At 74.4% G+C, this 16,210-nt stretch carries 13 protein-coding genes and 1 pseudogene; 11 read left to right on the top strand and 3 right to left on the bottom strand.

The window, feature by feature from the left end; translation table 11 throughout:
• The first annotated feature begins 2 nt into the window (after positions 1–2).
• Complete coding sequence (locus tag WA762_RS25665) at positions 3–1,451, top strand: nitrosuccinate lyase (RefSeq protein WP_472911610.1); 1,449 nt, start codon at positions 3–5, stop codon at positions 1,449–1,451.
• Between the two features lie 102 nt (positions 1,452–1,553).
• Positions 1,554–3,176, top strand: coding sequence for an alpha/beta fold hydrolase (locus WA762_RS25660; RefSeq protein WP_335938740.1), 1,623 nt, complete (start codon positions 1,554–1,556; stop codon positions 3,174–3,176).
• Between the two features lie 291 nt (positions 3,177–3,467).
• Here the strand turns inward: WA762_RS25660 and WA762_RS25655 are convergent, their stop codons facing one another.
• Complete coding sequence (locus WA762_RS25655) at positions 3,468–4,910, bottom strand: amidase (RefSeq protein ID WP_335938739.1); 1,443 nt, start codon at positions 4,908–4,910, stop codon at positions 3,468–3,470.
• A 47-nt stretch (positions 4,911–4,957) separates the two neighbouring features.
• Between WA762_RS25655 and WA762_RS25650 the strand changes: the two genes are divergently transcribed.
• The 3 genes from WA762_RS25650 (at position 4,958) to WA762_RS25640 (ending at position 6,922) form a co-directional block, all read left to right on the top strand.
• Positions 4,958–5,608, top strand: coding sequence for a TetR/AcrR family transcriptional regulator (locus tag WA762_RS25650; protein WP_335938738.1), 651 nt, complete (start codon positions 4,958–4,960; stop codon positions 5,606–5,608).
• A complete protein-coding gene (locus WA762_RS25645) occupies positions 5,605–6,495 on the top strand; it encodes an alpha/beta fold hydrolase (protein ID WP_335938737.1) in 891 nt (296 codons plus the stop codon). Before WA762_RS25650 ends, WA762_RS25645 begins: the two co-directional genes overlap by 4 nt.
• 124 nt (positions 6,496–6,619) lie before the next feature.
• A complete protein-coding gene (locus tag WA762_RS25640; RefSeq protein WP_335938736.1) occupies positions 6,620–6,922 on the top strand; it encodes a hypothetical protein in 303 nt (100 codons plus the stop codon).
• Between the two features lie 146 nt (positions 6,923–7,068).
• Here the strand turns inward: WA762_RS25640 and WA762_RS25635 are convergent, their stop codons facing one another.
• A complete protein-coding gene (locus tag WA762_RS25635; protein WP_335938787.1) occupies positions 7,069–7,860 on the bottom strand; it encodes a polysaccharide deacetylase family protein in 792 nt (263 codons plus the stop codon).
• A 271-nt stretch (positions 7,861–8,131) separates the two neighbouring features.
• Between WA762_RS25635 and WA762_RS25630 the strand changes: the two genes are divergently transcribed.
• The 6 genes from WA762_RS25630 (at position 8,132) to WA762_RS25605 (ending at position 15,241) form a co-directional block, all read left to right on the top strand.
• A complete protein-coding gene (locus tag WA762_RS25630; protein ID WP_335938734.1) occupies positions 8,132–8,674 on the top strand; it encodes a class I SAM-dependent methyltransferase in 543 nt (180 codons plus the stop codon).
• A gap of 210 nt (positions 8,675–8,884) precedes the next feature.
• The gene (locus WA762_RS25625) at positions 8,885–9,769 is read left to right on the top strand and encodes a MurR/RpiR family transcriptional regulator (RefSeq protein WP_335938733.1); all 885 of its coding nucleotides are present in this window, start codon (positions 8,885–8,887) and stop codon (positions 9,767–9,769) included.
• A 437-nt stretch (positions 9,770–10,206) separates the two neighbouring features.
• The gene (locus WA762_RS25620; RefSeq protein WP_335938731.1) at positions 10,207–11,094 is read left to right on the top strand and encodes an NAD(P)-dependent oxidoreductase; all 888 of its coding nucleotides are present in this window, start codon (positions 10,207–10,209) and stop codon (positions 11,092–11,094) included.
• Positions 11,091–12,647, top strand: coding sequence for an aldehyde dehydrogenase family protein (locus tag WA762_RS25615; RefSeq protein WP_335938730.1), 1,557 nt, complete (start codon positions 11,091–11,093; stop codon positions 12,645–12,647). The genes WA762_RS25620 and WA762_RS25615 overlap by 4 nt, the downstream gene beginning before the upstream one ends.
• 9 nt (positions 12,648–12,656) lie before the next feature.
• Positions 12,657–13,883 (top strand): amidohydrolase, encoded by a 1,227-nt coding sequence (locus WA762_RS25610; protein WP_335938729.1) that lies wholly within the window; start codon positions 12,657–12,659, stop codon positions 13,881–13,883.
• Positions 13,880–15,241, top strand: coding sequence for a DUF3100 domain-containing protein (locus WA762_RS25605; protein ID WP_335938727.1), 1,362 nt, complete (start codon positions 13,880–13,882; stop codon positions 15,239–15,241). Before WA762_RS25610 ends, WA762_RS25605 begins: the two co-directional genes overlap by 4 nt.
• 325 nt (positions 15,242–15,566) lie before the next feature.
• Here WA762_RS25605 and WA762_RS25600 read toward each other — a convergent pair.
• A pseudogene (locus tag WA762_RS25600) lies at positions 15,567–16,061 on the bottom strand (transposase); the annotation flags it as partial.
• Positions 16,062–16,210 lie beyond the last annotated feature (149 nt).

The raw sequence follows: 16,210 nt of genomic DNA, 5'->3' as shown, positions 1-16,210 counted from the left end.
GGGTGAACGACACGACGGCCGAGGACACCCGCACGACGCGCTCCCAGCCCCCGCCGCCCCTGCTGGACTCGGGGCTGCTGTCCCCCGTACGGGTCGGCGCCCCCGTCGAGGCGGCCACCGGCGACACCGCCTGGATCCAGGCGATGCTGGACGCCGAGGCCGCACTGGCCCGTGCCCAGGCCCGGCTCGGCACCGTGCCGGCCTCCGCCGCCGCGGCCATCACGGCCGCGGCGCGGGCGGACCGGCTCGACGCCCGGCAACTGGCCCTGGCCTGCCGGGAGACGGCCAATCCCGTGGTGGGGCTGATCACCGCCTTCACCGCGGTGGTGGCCGCCGAGGACCCGGCGGCGGCCCCCTACGTGCACCGCGGCTCCACCAGCCAGGACATCCTGGACACCGGGATGATGCTGGTGGCGACCCGGAGCCTGCGGCTGATCCGCGCGGACCTCGCGCGGGTCACCGCCGCGCTCGCCCGCCTGTCCGCCGAGCACCGGGACACGCCGATGGCCGGGCGCACCCTGGCCCTTCAGGCGGTGCCGATCACCTTCGGGCTCAAGGCCGCCGGCTGGCTCCAGCTCGTCCGGGAGGCCGACGAGCGGCTCGCCGGCCTGCTCGACGGGAGGCTGCCGGTCTCCCTCGGCGGCGCGGCCGGCACGCTGGCCGGGTACCTGGAGCACGCGGCCGACGGCCACGAGGGGCCCGGCTGGGATGCGTCGGGCTATCCGGGCCGCCTGGCCACCGCGTTCGCGGACGAGACCGGACTCGCCCGCCCCGGCCTGCCGTGGCACGCCCTGCGCACCCCGGTCGCCGCGCTGGGCGCGGCGCTGACGTCGACGACCGGTGCGCTGGGCAAGATGGCCGTCGACGTGCAGACCCTGTGCCGTGACGAGATCGGCGAGCTGGCGGAGCCCGATGTGCCCGGACGGGGCACGTCCTCCGCCATGCCGCACAAGCGCAACCCCGTGCTGGCGACCCTGGTCCGCAGCGCCGCGCTGCAGACCCCGGCGCTGGCCTCGGTGCTGGCGGCGAGCCTGCTCTCGGAGGACGAGCGCTCGGCGGGCGTCTGGCACGCCGAGTGGGAACCGCTGCGCCAGTGCCTGCGCCTGGCCGGCGGCGCGGCCCACACCGCCGCGGAGCTCGCGGAGGGACTCCGGGTCCGGGCCGACCGGATGCGGGCCAACCTGGTGCTGACGGGCGGGCGGATCTCCTCGGAACGGCTGAGCGCGCGGCTGACCGCGCGCCTGGGCAGGGCCGCGGCGCGGCGCCTCCTCGACGAGGCCGCCGCCCGGTCCGCGCGGGAGGGGCGCCCGCTCGACGAGGACCCCGAACTGCTCGGCCTGCTGGGCCCCGAGGAACTGTCCGCCCTGCTCGACCCGGTCGCCTACACCGGAGCCGCGGGCGCCCTGGTCGACGAGGCACTCCACCCGGCCGGGGCCGATCCGCCGGGCTGACCCGACCGGTCCCTTCCCGAACCTGCGACGGCGGGGGCGGATCCGGATACCGGCGGGAACACGCCCGAAGGACGGACACCACGGCGTGAGTGAATGGAGGGCATGCTCTTCGACTTCACGCACGACCACGACGGTGAACGGCTCAGCGGTGTGTACGGGGGTGATCCTTCCGGGCTCACCGCCGTGGTGCTGCACGGCGCGGGCGCCGGCAGCACGGAGCGACTGCTGCCTCTGGTGAGGGAGTTCGTGGCCCACGGCTGTCGGGGGATCGCCTTCGACTTCTCCGGACACGGCGAAAGCACCGGAAAGCTCGGCGAGTCGAGCCTGCGGCGACGGTTCGAGCAGGCCGTCGCGGTGATCGACGCGTACGCGGGGGCGGACGGGCCGCTGGCCCTGGTCGGGTTCAGCATGGGCGGCCAGACGGCGGCCGACCTCGTCCGGCACTACGGGGATCGCGTGGCGGCGCTGGGGCTGTGCGCGCCCGCCGTGTACAACGCCGAGGCGTGGGACGTGCCCTTCGAGGACGGGAACGGCCGGTTCAGCGCGATCATCCGGCAGCCGGGCAGCTGGCGGGAGGCGCCCGCGCTTCAGGCGCTGCGGGCGTACGAGGGCCGGGCGGTGCTCGCCGTGCCGGGCACGGACGCGGTGATCCCGCCCGCGGTGACCGAGGCCGTACAGGAGGCGCTGGCCGCGCGCGCCCAGTACACGCGGTTCGACCTTCCGGACGCGGGGCACCGGCTCGGGGTGTGGTTCCGCGACCACGGCGACGACCGGCGCGAGTTCGTCGAGGCGGTGCTGACCGGCCTCGACGACCGGGGCTGGTCGGCGACGCGCGCGTGGGTGGCCGAGCAGCTCGGCCACGGCCGCTCGGTCGCCGACTCGCGCCTCCTGTCCGGCGGTTGGAGCTCCCAGATGCGCCGGCTGTCGCTCGACGGGGGCGCGGCCCTGGTGCAACGGACCTTCGTGAAGCCGTTCTTCCGCCGCCACGGACCCGGGCTGCTGGCCCGCGAGGCGTCGGTCCTGGCGCTGCTCGCCGGGCAGGAGGGCGTTCCGGCGCCCCGCTTCGTCGCCGTGGACGCCACGGCCGAACACTGCGACCACCCCACCCTGTTGATGTCCGCGCTGCCGGGCCGCGTCCGCGTGGACGAGGACGACCTCGACCGGCGCCTGGACCTGCTCGCGGCCCAGCTCGTCCGCGTCCACGACGTCGTACCGGACGAGAGGCCGCGCGCGTACCAGGCGTGGACGTCCCCGGAGCGCGTCCGCACCCCGGACGGCCCCCTGTGGGAGCGGGCCGTGGACGTGATCCGCCGCGATCCGCCGGCGTACGAAGGACGCTTTCTGCACCGTGACTTCCACCCCGGGAACGTGCTGTTCACGGGAGCTGGGCCCGCGCTGCGGATCAGCGGTGTCGTCGACTGGGTGGAGACCTCGTGGGGACCCGCCGACCTCGACGTGGCGCACTGCTCGACCGCCCTCGCGCTGCTGCACGGGCCGGCGCACGGGCTGGAGTTCCGCGAGCGGTACGAGGCGCACGGCGGCCGCGACCTCGCCGACGGCCCCGACCACCTGTACTGGCGGCTGCTCGACGCCCTGCACTACTGCCCCGACGCGGCGAAGCTCGCCGGGCCGTGGCGTGAACTGGGACGGGACGACCTGACGTCCGAGGTGCTGGGGGAACGACTGGAGGCGTACGTGGACGGACTGCTGCGGCGATACGGCTGACGGCCCCGGCGGTCCGCCGCCCCGACCACGCCCGGCGGGTCCGGGGCGGCGGACCGGACGCCGGACGGGCAGTCGGACGGGGCGCCGCGCTGGACGCCGGACGGGCCGTCGACGGCGGACCCGGCGCCGGCCCGTTCCCGTCGGCGGTCCGCCCGCGAAGGCGCGGCGGGTCCCGGAACGCGGGCCGCGGCCGACGGGAGCACCGCGCCGGCCCGGACCGCGCGCCGGCCGGACGGCGTTCGGGCGGCATCCGGACGGCCCGGACCGCGCGCCGGTTCGCGCCGGCCGCTGTCAGGAGGCGTCGGCCGCCGCCGACGCCCGCGCCTCCCCGCTCCGCCCGGGATAGCGGTCGGCCCAGGGCAGGGCCTCCTCCAGCGCCGCGGAGACGCCGAACAGCAGGTCCTCGCGGCCCCAGCCCGCCGTGAGCGACACGCCGAGCGGCAGCCCCTCGGAACTCCAGCCCAGGGGAAGGCTGACGGCCGGGCGCCCGGTGGCGTTCCCGATCACGGTGTTGCCCGTGAACGCGGTCATCGCGGCCAGTTCCGCGGCCGGATCGGCGTCGTCGCGGAGCTGTCCGACGCGGGTCGGCGGAGCGGTCACGGTCGGTGTGACCACGAGGTCCGCGTCCGCGTGGTCGAGTGTCCAGGCCCGCGCGCGGGCCTGCACGACACCGATCGAAGCGGCCAGCTCGGCCGCGGTCGACCGACGTGCGGCGGATCGGAGATGACGGACGATCGGCCGCATCGCCGACGCGTCGAACGCCGCGGTCCTGGAGCCGACCAGGGCGGTGAACATCACCTGGAAGTTCTCGGTGAACTCGGGGTCCGGGGCCTGGTCGCGGGCGAACACGTCGTGGCCGAGCCCGGCCAGTACGCGGCCCGTGTGCTCGACGGCGGCGGCGACCTCGGTGTCCACGGGCGCGCCCGAGACCGAACCCTGGGCGATCGCCACCCGCAGCCGCGGCACGGGGGCGTCGCAGGCGCGTTCGTAACCCCCCGCGCGCGGAGGGTGCAGGAGGCCGGCCCCGGTACGGGTGGTCAGCGCGTCGAGGAAGGCCGCGGCGTCGCGCACGGTGCGGGCGAGCGGCCCCTTCACGGAGAGCCCCATTCCGTCGTCGCCGCCCGGACCGCCGGGGACGAGTCCGCGGCTCGGCTTCAGCCCGACCACGCCGCAGGCGCTCGCGGGGGAGCGCACGGAACCCGCGGTGTCGCTGCCCTGGGCGATCGGCACCAGCATCGCGCCGACCGCGGCCGCGGCGCCGCCGCTGCTGCCGGCCGCGCTGCGGCCGAGGTCGAACGGGCTGCGCGCGGGGGCGGCGACCTCCGGCTCGGTGTAGCAGGCGGCCCCGAACTCGGGAACGGTCGTCTTCCCGAGACTGATCAGCCCGGCCTCGGCCATGACGGCCACGATCTCGTCGTCGTGGTCCGGGACCCAGTCACGGAACAGCGAGGACCCCAGCGTGGTGCGCACGCCCGCGGTGGCCTCCAGGTCCTTGACGGCCGTGGGCACGCCGAACAGGCGCGGCAGCCCGGCGCGGTCCGCCGTGCGCAGCACCCGTCCGGCCTCGGCCGCCGCGGCGCGGGCCCGGTCGGCCGACACGGTGGTGAACGCGCCCACCCGGTCGCCGCCCTCGATCCGGGCGAGCAGATGATCCACGACCTCGGCGGGCGTGGTCTCGCCGCGCTCGTAGGCGGCGGCCAGTTGGAGGGCCGTGAGTTCGTGCAGCTGCGTCATGGATACTCCCATTGCTGTTTCGTTACACGTATCGATATGGTGGACGCATGAGCGCCGACAAAGCAAGCAGCGGACGGGGCGGCCGCCCCCGGGCGGTCTCGTTCGACGCGATCCTGGACGCCGCGACCCGGATCGCCGACGACCAGGGCATGGACGCGGTGACCTTCCGCGCGGTGGCCGACCGGCTGGGGGTGTCCCCGATGGCGATCCACCGCACGACGGGCGGCGTCGACGCGCTCCGGCACGCGCTGGTCTCCCGGATCGTCGGCGAGGCCACCGGCTCGGTGGACTGGCCCGAGGACTGGCGGGCCGTCCTGCGCACGTTCGCCAACGAACTCCACGACCTGCTCATGCGCCACCCCGTCGTCCTGGAGGCGCACCGCAGCGCCCCCCTCGTGGGACCCGGCGCCGACGACGCCGCGCTCCGGGTCGTCGCGGCCCTGCGCACCGCCGGGTTCGACGAGCGGTCCGCGGTGTACGCGTACGGCGCCCTGCACGACTTCGTCACCGGACACGTGGCGATCCGGCTCGGCCGCGGCGGTCCGGAACGGCTCCCGCTGCCGCCCGAACGCCGGGCCATGTCGGTCTTCGTCGAACACCATGACTACGACCGCCGGTTCGCCTACGGCCTCGACCTCGTCATCGGCGGGATCACCGCCGCTGCCGCCGCCCCCGAACCGCACGAGGAGCCCAGATGACGCACGATCCGCCCGCACCGACCGAGCCGCCCGAGCTGCCCGAGACGGTCCGCATCCAGGGGCCCGGCGGGCGCGGCATCGCCTACTGCTCGTACGGCGACCCCGCCGCCGCGCCCGCGATCGTGCTGCACGGCACCCCGGGCAGCCGGTACGAGGGCGTCGCGCTGCGGCGGGCCGCGACGGACGCGGGCGTCCGGCTGGTCTTCCCGGACCGGCCCGGATACGGCGGGACCGATCCGGTGCCCGGCCGCGGCTTCCACCGCTGGAACGACGACTTCGTGTCCCTGCTCGACCACCTCGGCCAGGAACGGGCGACGCTGGTGGCGATCTCCGGCGGCGGGGGATACGCGCTGTCCGCGGCCCAGGCCCACCCCGGGCGGGTGGCGAAACTGATCCTCGCGGCCGCCGCCGTCCCCGGCGCCCCCAAGGAGGCGTATGCGGGCCGGATTCCGGTCGTGACATGGCTCAACCGCATCGTCCGCTGGGCCCCGCCGGTCGGCGGTGCGATGCTCGCCGGCACGGGAGTCTTCAAGGGGGTGCGCGAACGCGAGTCGAACCTCGCGGCCTGGCCCCGTGCCGACCGGCTGGTCATGAGCACCCCCGAGTTCCGGGCGATATCCGACCTGGACACGGCCGAGGGCCGCCGCCAGGGCATGGACGCCGCGCTGACCGACCTGGCTGGCTACGCCCGCCCGCTGCCGGCCCCGCTGGCCTCGGTCCGGGTGCCGACCGTCTTCATCCACGGCGAAGCGGACGGCAACGTCCCCGTAGGGGTGGCGCGTTGGGCGCACGCGCAGATCGCGGGCGCCGAGCTGAGGATCGTCCCCGAGGGCGGCCACCTCTTCCTGATGGAGCATCCGGGAATCCTCCTGCGGGAACTGGTCTGAAGAGACCGGTCCGAAGGAAACCGGTCCGGGCCGGGGCGGATCCGTCCCGCCGTGAATCGCCGGGGCCCATCGCCTCTTCGCGAGGGGCCCGGCCGGGGGCCAGGTCGCGATACGGCGCTAGGGGGTGACGCTCGACTTCACCGACGCGGTGATCACGCACGACACCTTGCGGATCGACGTGAGCATGACGGGGAAGACCCTGACGCTGGTCACGCGGCCGGGCACCGTGGTCGACACCGATGGCCTGCAGCTGGCGCTCAGCAGGGTCAAGCACCGCCGGACCCCGGCGAATCCCGGTACGCCGGTCACTCTGCGCGTGGAGCTGGTCGGCCGGAAGGCCCACGGCCGCGTCGTGGTGCGGCCCCCGCGCCGGACGTTCGGGCAGTGGCTGCCGCGCAGGCCCACGTCCTTCTCCGCGGACGACTGACCCCCTCGTCGTGAACCGCCGGCGGGGCGGTCGCCGAGGTCTCGTGAACCGGGCGACGCCGGCCCCGCACCACCACGGACCGCCGCACCGCCCACGTCACGGACATGGGGCGGCGCGCTCGGATCGCGGACGTTCCAGGCAGGGGCTCAGCGCACCGGGAAGCCGAGGGAGCGGCCCTGCTCCTTGAGCCGGGGGAGGATCCGGCGCAGCGCCTCGACGGTCTGCGAGCGGTCGCCGCCCGCGTCATGGAAGAGGAGCGTCGGCCCGTTGGGCAGCTCCCGCTCGACGGTGGCGACGATGGCGTCCGTGCCCGGCCGCTCGAAGTCCTTGGAGTCCACGTTCCAGCCCAGCGGGCGCATGCCCCGGGAGGCCGCCAGCTTGCGGCTGTAAGGGGTGAAGGCACCGCCGGGCGCCCGGTAGTACATCGGCCGTACGCCCCCCGACGCCTCGGTGATCATGCGTTCGGCGTCGAGCATCTGCTGCGACTGGTAGGCCTGGGACTTGGCGTCCATGCCGGTGTCGTGCGACACCGTGTGGTCGCACAGCCGGTGCCCGGCCGCGACCACCTTCTTCACGAGGTCCGGATGGGCCTGCGCCTGCGTCCCCACCATGCAGAACGTGGCCTTCACCCCGTACTCCCGCAGCACGTCGAGCATCTGAGGCGTCCACACGGGGTCCGGGCCGTCGTCGATGGTGATGTTGACGCCGCGCTCCCCCTTGTCCGAGGCGTGCGCGATGGTCACCTCCACCGGCTTGACGTCACTGCCCGGCGTGGGCGACGCGACCGCCCGCGGCGACGCGACCGCCCGCGGCGACGCGTCGCCCACGGAACCGGCCTGCGCGGTCCACGCCGAGGCGCCGGCGGCCAGCATCGTCACCCCGAGCGCCGCCCCGGCCACCTTGACGTGCCAGCCCCGCCTGCTGCCGTGCCGCGCCATGTCTCGTCCCACTTTCCCGCAGTCCTCGTCGATCCTCGGCCGCCTTCCGGCCACTTGGCAGGACGACGGGCGGCGGCCGCGGGATGCGTCCGTTACCGATCGCGGACATTTCCGGGGAAGTTCGCGGACATCCGGTACCGCTTCGTCGGGCTGTTGTGGTCTCCGCGGCCGTGGCGGCGCGGGCTGCGGCCCGTGGGTCCTGACGCGGCCGGCGACGGAGTCCCCGGAGGCCGGACCGCGCTCGGAGCGGCGCGTGTGCCACGGTGAACGCATGACATGGAACGGTGACGAGTACCAGGCCCGGTTCGACCGCATCGCCGCGGAGGGCGGAGACGTGCACGGCGAAGCCGCGCTGGTCCGCTCCTTCGAGCCCGCCACCGTCCTCGACGCGGGCTGCGGCACCGGCCGGGTGGCCATCGAGTTGGCCCGCCACGGAATCGCCGTGGTCGGCGTGGACGTCGACGAGTCGATGATCGCGACGGCCCGGCGCATGGCGCCGGAGATCCGCCGGCACCGGCGCGACCTGGTCGGCCTCGACCTGGGGCTGTTGTTCGACGTCGTGGTGATGGCGGGCAACGTCCCCCTGTTCACCCCGCCGGGAACGGAACCGGCCCTCGTGGCCGGGGTGGCGGGCCACGTCCGCCCGCGCGGCCGCCTCGTCGCGGGGTTCTCCCTGGACCGCGGCTACACGCTGGACGACTACGACGCGCACTGCCGTGCGGCGGGACTCGCCCTCGAAGCCAGGTACGCGACCTGGTCCCGGGACCCCTACACCGGCGGGGAGTACGCCGTGTCCGTGCACCGCAGGTTCTGACCGCGCGCGGCCGAGGCGGCGGCCGGGGCGGCGAGCGCGGGAGGGCCCGGCACGGTGCGGGGCGCCCGGGGACCGTGCCCCGAAGGCGGACCGCGGTGCGCGGGGTCACGGGGTCGAGCCCGGAGGGGGCTTCCTGCAAATGAAATTGCGAGGTACGGTTCTGCAACCAGACTTGCAGTGCGCCGCGTCTCGTACCAGGGAGCCAGCCCCGTGTCCGCATCGCAGAACCACAACCAGAACCAGTCCTCCGCCGACGGCGGCCAGTGGCTGGGCGACGCCCTGCCCGATGTGCCGCTGTCCAAGGCCCAGGCCCGGGTCGTCGACGTCATCGTCCGCAATCCGCAGCTGGCCTCGTACGCGGAGATCGCGGAGATCGCCGAGCGGGCGGACGTGAACAGCTCGACGGTGGTGCGGGCGGCCCAGACGCTGGGCTTCCGCGGCTGGCCGGATCTGCAACGCGAGTTGCGGGCCCGCTATCTGGTGCACATCTCCACCGAGGAGACCCTGACCGAGCACGGCGAGCACCGCAGCCCGCTGCACGACGCGGTCACGCACGACATCGAGAATCTGCGCCAGACCCTGGAGAGCAACTCCGCCGCCGACGCGGAGGCGGCCATCGCCGCGCTGGCCTCGGCCCGGTCGATCCTGGTGGTCGGGGTCGGCTCCTTCGCCGGTCCGGCCAGTGTCATGGCGCACCTCGGCTCCACCATGGGCTACCCCATCGCGCTGGAGAACCGGGCCGGAGTCCATCTGGCGACCGCCGTCAACAGCCTCGGTCCGGGTGACGTGCTCGTGGTCGTCAACATGTGGCGGTCCGCGAAACAGATCATCGTCGCGGCCGACGCGGCCCGGGCGGCGGGCGCCACGGTGGTGGCGATCACCGACATGCGGCGCAGCCGGCTCGCCACCTCCATCGCCCACCATCTGCTGATCGTGCCGTCGGAGGGCATCTCCTTCTTCCAGTCCGTCACGGCCGCCACCTCGGTGGTCTACGGACTCCTCGCCGGCATGCAGACGGCTCGGCCCGAGCGCAGCCGTGCCGCCATCCGCCGCACCCAGCAACTCTGGAAGGACCTGGACGTCTACCTCGACTGAACCGCTCTCCCCGAACCGCTCTCCCACTCGACCGCTCTCTCCCCGTCGCGCCGCGTGGACGTCCGACCCGGTCCGCGCGGCCGGCGACGGCCCCGCAGCACGGCCCCCGCCGGGCGGCGCGCCCCACCGGCCGTCGTCGCCCCACCGCACACGCTCCGCCCGCCGCCCGACCGGCGCCGCCTTCGGAGCGCCGGTGGCCCACGCGCTTCTCGGACACCCCCTTTCACCGCCCGCGTGTGAGCGCGGACCGCGCCGACGGGCCCGTTCCGGGCCGCCCTCCCGAGATCTGACGGGGGCCGCCCGAACACCGTTCCCCCGGGACCGGACGAGGCCCTTCCCCGGGCCGACGAGGCCCTTCCTCCCCGGGCGGGCGAGGTCCTCCCTCCCGCCTCGCCCGTGTCCGTTCCGTACCACGTTCCCTCATGACAGGAGCACTGATGAGCAAGCACATCGCCGTCGTCGGCCTCGGCTCGATGGGCGGTGCCATGGCTTCCGCCCTGCTGCGGGCGGGGTGGCGGGTGCGCGGATTCGATCCGTCGCCCGCCGCCCGGTCCGCCGCCGCGAAGGCGGGTGTGGAGGCCGTCGAGGACCTCGACCAGTTGGCCGGCACGCCCTATGTCGTCCTGTCGCTGCCCTCGGCCCGCGTGGTCGAGGCGACCGTGCCCGTTCTGCTGGCACGGCCGGGCACGCTCGCCGTCGTCGACACCACGACGTCGGAGCCGGGCACGTCCGCCGCGTGCGCGGCCCTCGCGGCGGACCGGGGCGCGGCCTTCGTGGACGCGCCCGTCTCGGGCGGCCGTGACGGCGCGGCCGACGGCCGGCTCGCCGCGTTCGTCGGCGCCGACGCCGACGCGCTCGACGCGGCCCGGCCCGTCCTGGACGCACTCACCGGCGGCCGGTACCGCCACCTCGGCGCCCCCGGCTCCGGAAACGTGGTCAAGCTCCTCAACAACGCCCTCGCTGCGGTCAATCTGGTCGCGGTCGGCGAGGCCCTCGCCGTGGCGAAGGCGTACGGCGTCGATCCCGCCGCCGCCGCGGCGGGCATCAGCGGCGCGTCCGGCGCCAGCAAGGCGTCCGCCGCCATGTACCCGGACTGGGTGCTCACCGGCGCCTACGACTCCGGTTTCGCCCTGGGACTCATGGCCCGGGACGCCGCGCTCGCCGTGGAGACCGCCGGGCAGCGCGGTGAGACCCCGCACCTGCTGGCCGCCGCCAGCCGCGTCTGGCAGGAGGCCCTGGCCGCGCTCGGCCCCGGCGCCGACTTCACCGAGATCGCCCGCACCGTAGCCCCCTCCCTCGCCTCCGAAGGAGCCACCGCAGCATGAGCGCCACCACCTTCCCGACCGACCTGACCACGTCCGGCGCCGCCACCGCCCGCGCCGCTCTCGACGCCGCCTTCCCGCAGGGCCTGGGCTCGTTCGTCGACGGCCGGGTCGTCACCGGCCGCGGCGAGACCGTGCGCCTCACCGCCGCCGCGACCGGCGAGGGCTTCGCCGACTACGCCGACGCCGGGGCCGAAGGGGCCGACTCCGTGCTGGCCTCCGCCGTCCGCGGGGCCGAGGTCTGGGCCGCGACCGACCCGTTCGAACGGGCCGCGATCCTGCGCGAGGTCTCCCGGACCGTCGCCGAGCACACCGAGGAACTCGCCCTCCTCGAATCCGCCACCACCGGCAAGCCCGTCCGCGACGCCCGCGCCGAGGCCGCCAAGGTCGCCGAGATGTTCGGCTACTACGCGGGATGGGCGGACAAGCTGCTGGGCCACACGATCCCCGTCCCGGGCAACTGGCACACCTACACCGAGCGGGTCCCCTGGGGCGTCGTGGTGGCCGTCACCCCGTGGAACGCGCCCCTGTTCACGGGCGGCTGGAACTCGGCCGCGCCGCTCGCGGCCGGCAACGCAGTCGTCGTCAAGCCCAGCGAGTTCACCCCGGCCTCCACCCTGCGGCTGGCCCAGCTGGCCCACCGGGCGGGGCTGCCGGACGGCGTGTTCAACGTCGCCACCGGCCTCGGCGCCACCGTCGGCGCCGCCCTCACCTCCGACCCCCGGGTCGGCAAGGTGTCCTTCATCGGCTCGGTCGCCACCGGCCGCCGGGTGGCCGTCGCCGCGGCGGGCGCCGGCATCCCGACCGTCCTCGAACTCGGCGGCAAGAGCGCCAACATCGTCTTCGCCGACGCCGACCTGGACCGCGCGGCCGACGGCGCCGTGTCGGCCGTCTTCTCCGGAGCGGGCCAGTCGTGCGTGGCCGGCTCCAGGCTGCTCGTGGAGCGTTCCGTGCACGCGGAGTTCATCGCCCGCGTCGCCGAGCGGGCGTCCCGGCTGCGGCTGGGCGACCCCCTCGACCCCGACACCGAGGTCGGCCCCATCATCACCCGGCCCCAGTTCGGCACGGTCACCTCGCTGATCGAGGCGGGGCTCGCGGGCGGCGCCCGCCGGGTGACCGGCACGGAGCTGCCCGACCGGCTCACCGACTCGGCGCTGGCGAACGGACACTGGGTTCCGCCCACCCTGCTGGACGGGGTCACGCCCGCCAACCCGCTGGAGACCACCGAGGTCTTCGGGCCGGTGGTCGGCGCCGACGCCTTCGACACCGAGGCGGAGGCCGTCGCCCGCGCCAACGCCACGAACTTCGGCCTGGCCGGGGCGGTCTGGACCCAGGACGTCGCCCGCGCCCACCACGTCGCGCGCGCCGTGAAATCCGGCACCTTCTGGATCAACGCCTACAAGACCATCCACGTCGCCGTCCCCTTCGGCGGCTTCGGCGACTCCGGACACGGCCGCTCCTCCGGCCCCGGAGTGCTGGACGAGTACACGCAGACCAAGGCCGTCTGGACGCCCACCCGCGCCGCCGGCGCCCCGTTCCCCTCGCTGAGCTACTAGGAGGCACCCGTGACCACGAAGAATCCCGCCGACTCCGGCGACCGGCTCAAGGCCGACACCTCCAGGGGCGTGTCGGACTGGCAGGACCGCGTGCTCGCGCTGGCCCGCGCCCTGCACGCGCGTCCCGAAACCGCCTTCCAGGAAACCGAGTCCGCCGCGGCGATCACCGAGCTGCTCACCGAGGGCGGGTTCACGGTCGAACGCGGCACGGGCGGTCTGCCGACCGCGTTCACCGCCACCGCGGGCAGCGGCGAGCTGACGGTCGCGCTCTGCGTCGAGTACGACGCGCTGCCCGAGGTCGGCCACGCCTGCGGCCACAACCTCATCGCCGGCGCCTCGGTGGCCGCCGCCCTGGCCCTGGCCCCGCACGCCGACGAACTCGGCATCACGCTGAAGGCGATAGGCACCCCGGCCGAGGAGCACGGCGGCGGCAAGGCGCTGCTGCTGGAGGCCGGCGCGTTCGACGGGGTGGGCCTGGCCCTGATGGTCCACCCGGTGCACGACGGGCTCGGCTACAACCCCGCAGGAACCACCGCACAGGCCGTCGGCCGGTACCGGGCCGTGTTCCGGGGACGCGCGGCGCACGCCGCGGCCGCACCCCACCAGGGCGTGAACGCCGCCGACGCCGCCACGCTCTCCCAGGTGGCCGTCGGTCTGCTGCGCCAGCAGCTGCCGGGCGACCAGCGGGTGGCGCTGTTCGTCTCCGAAGGCGGCGTCGCCACCAACATCATCCCCGAGCGGGCCGTCGTCGACTTCGAGTGCCGGGCGTTCACCCTGCCCGAGTACGAGGCGCTGCTGGAGCGTGTCCGACGGTGTTTCGAGGGCGCCGCCCTGGCGACCGGCGCCGAGCTGACCGTCGAGGCCACCGAGCCGCTCTACGAGCCGCTCGTGCAGGACGACGCGCTGGCCGGCTTCTGGACGTCGGCCATGGCCTCCTTCGGGCGGGACGTCACCCCCGGCGACCGGATCGCCGGCGGCTCGACCGACATGGGCAACGTCAGCCAGGTCATCCCCAGCCTGCACCCGTGGCTGAGCATCCCGGGAGCCGCAGCGCCCATCCACTCCCACGCCTTCGCGGCGATCGCCGACACCGACACGGCGTACGACATGATGTTCGAGGCGGCCCGTGCGCTCGCCTGGACCGTCGTCGACGCGGCGGGCCACGCCGAGCACCGGCCCCGCTTCATCGCCGCGGCCTACCGCCGCGACGTCGGCGAGGAGGCGGTGGCGACATGAGCAGCCCCACCGTCACGGCCGAGGACCGCGTCGCCGGGGCGCGTCAGACCCTGCCGATCGCCGCCCTCGCCCTGGTCATCGCCCTGGTCGTGCAGGCCGTCGGGCAGCTCGACATCGACCTGGGCGTCGGCTCCGTCATCGTCTTCCCCATGGTGTGGGGCCTGATCCTGGGCCTGCTGGTGTCGGTCCAGAAGGTCCGCCCCCTCGGCATCCGTCTCCAGAAAGCGGCGTCCGCGCTCGTCGGCGTGGCCGTGATGCTCCTGGTCGCCCGGCTCGCCTTCAACATCGGCCCCAGCCTGCCGACGCTCGTCAAGGCCGGGCCCGCGCTGCTGCTCCAGGAGATCGGCCATCTGCTGGGCACGGTGGCCGTCGCCCTGCCGGTCGCCGTGGCCCTGCGCCTGGGCAGGGCCACGGTCGGAGCCACCTTCTCGCTGGACCGCGAGCCGTCCTTCGCGATGGTCTCGGAGAAGTACGGGCCGGACTCCGACCAGTACCGCGGCGTCCTGGCCATGTATGTGTTCGGCACGATGTTCGGAGCGGTGTTCATCACGCTCCTGACCTCGCTGGTGGCGAACTGGAACATCTTCGACCCACTGGCCCTCGCCATGGGCGCCGGCGTCGGCTCGGGATCGATGATGGCCGCGTCCTCGGCCAGCATCGTGGCCGCGTACCCGGGGCACGAGGAGGCAATCCTCGGCATGGCGGCGGTGTCGAACCTCATCACCACCATCCTCGGCGTCTACGTGGGCATCTACGTGGCGCTGCCGCTGGCGGACCGGTTCTACCGCTTCCTCACCCGCCGTCAGGACGCCCGCACGCCGGAGACGACGACGCCCGACACCGCCCGTGCCCCGGACGGTCCGGCGGCCGACGCCGCCGCGAACCGCGCCTTCCGGGAGGACGTCGCCGCCGCCTCGGGCGAGATCAGGATCCCCCTCTGGCTGTCGCTCGGCGTCCTGACGGTGCTCGGCCTGGGCACCGCCTCGGTCGCGGCCGGCACGATCGGCTGGGACATCGTCGGCGGCTACGCCGTGCTGCTGGGCCTGGTGCTGCTCGGTCTGCTCCTCGCCAAGGTCAGCCGGAAGGTCTCCGCGATCGTGTGGATCACCACCGTGGGCGCGTACGTGTCCAGCCCGTGGTTCTTCGCCTCCGACGGCCTCAACAGACTGGTCGGCTCGGTGGACTTCCTGTCCATCGCCACGATCATGCTGACCCTCGCGGGACTCTCGCTGGGCAAGGATCTGCCGTTGCTGCGCCGCATCGGCTGGAAGATCATCCCGGTGGGGCTCGTCGCGATCACCGCTTCGTTCCTGCTCTCGGTGGTGATCGCCGAGTTCACCCTCGGCGCGTGGGGCTGACTCCCCGGGCGCGACGGGGCCGGGAACGCGGCCTCCCGACCGGCCCAGGGCTCCCGCGGCACCGCCCGCGGGAGCCCTGCGTCGGGGGCCCTAGGGGGTGTCTGATAAATGAGTGCGGGAGAAGGAGCGGGGTCCGGTGCGTGCGATCGTAAGGCGCCGGAGCGTCTGCGTGCCGACCCCCGCGACGCCGCAGGTATTTGTCAGACACCCCTAGTAGTGCTTGGTCATGTTGGTGCGGGGTCTGGCATGTCGCGGTGACAGGTGGCGCATGCGCCGGTCCAGATCACGAGGAGTATCTGCAGCTCCTGGACGACTCGGTAGAGGCTCAGGCCGACGCCGTCTCTTTTGGGGATCGGGTCAGTCGCTGAAGGGTGCAGAAGGCGTGGGCGACCGAGACGAGGGTGACGTGGTGGTGCCAGCCTGGCCAGGTCCGGCCTTCGAAGTGGGCCAGGCCCAGGGTCTGTTTCATCTCGCGGTAGTCGTTCTCGATGCGCCAGCGGAGCTTCGCGGTGCGCACGAAGACGGGCAACGGCGTGGTCTCGGGCAGGTTGGAGAGCCAGAACTGCACGGGCTCGTCCTGGTCGGCGGGCCATTCGGCCAGCAGCCAGCGGACCGGAAGCCCGGTGCCGGCCGCGGCCTTGCGGATCTCACGTCCGGCGGGCCGAACCCGCAGGGCCACGAAACGCGAGTACATGCGCTTGTGCCCGCTTCGGCCACTGCCCGGCCGTGATCCCTCCCTCCACTGCACCGGTCGCGCGGAGGATTTTCCGGCCGTGATGACCAGGTTCTTCACCCTCTGGGCCGCCTCGGGGTAGGCAGCAAACACTTTCCCACCCCCACCGTTGCCCGTCCAGTTGACCGCGATTGTGCCGCAACCGGTCCGGACCGCATGAGGGGTGCAGGAGCTCGCTGAGAGGGTGGCCTGATTTGTGGGGTGCTCGTGCCAGTTGAGTCGGAGATGGTGTGTTT

The organism is Streptomyces tyrfis (assembly GCF_037034285.1).
GTDB lineage: Bacteria > Actinomycetota > Actinomycetes > Streptomycetales > Streptomycetaceae > Streptomyces.
Note: the sequence above shows the minus strand (reverse complement) of the source record. Positions and strands in the feature narration are given on the sequence as shown.

Excerpts from the sequence above, each read along its gene's own strand:
- WA762_RS25660 (WP_335938740.1), top strand. The coding sequence starts at position 1,554 with ATGCTCTTCGACTTCACGCACGACCACGACGGTGAACGGCTCAGCGGT.
- WA762_RS25655 (WP_335938739.1), bottom strand. The coding sequence starts at position 4,910 with ATGACGCAGCTGCACGAACTCACGGCCCTCCAACTGGCCGCCGCCTAC.
- WA762_RS25650 (WP_335938738.1), top strand. The coding sequence starts at position 4,958 with ATGAGCGCCGACAAAGCAAGCAGCGGACGGGGCGGCCGCCCCCGGGCG.
- WA762_RS25645 (WP_335938737.1), top strand. The coding sequence starts at position 5,605 with ATGACGCACGATCCGCCCGCACCGACCGAGCCGCCCGAGCTGCCCGAG.
- WA762_RS25635 (WP_335938787.1), bottom strand. The coding sequence starts at position 7,860 with ATGGCGCGGCACGGCAGCAGGCGGGGCTGGCACGTCAAGGTGGCCGGG.
- WA762_RS25630 (WP_335938734.1), top strand. The coding sequence starts at position 8,132 with ATGACATGGAACGGTGACGAGTACCAGGCCCGGTTCGACCGCATCGCC.
- WA762_RS25620 (WP_335938731.1), top strand. The coding sequence starts at position 10,207 with ATGAGCAAGCACATCGCCGTCGTCGGCCTCGGCTCGATGGGCGGTGCC.
- WA762_RS25615 (WP_335938730.1), top strand. The coding sequence starts at position 11,091 with ATGAGCGCCACCACCTTCCCGACCGACCTGACCACGTCCGGCGCCGCC.
- WA762_RS25605 (WP_335938727.1), top strand. The coding sequence starts at position 13,880 with ATGAGCAGCCCCACCGTCACGGCCGAGGACCGCGTCGCCGGGGCGCGT.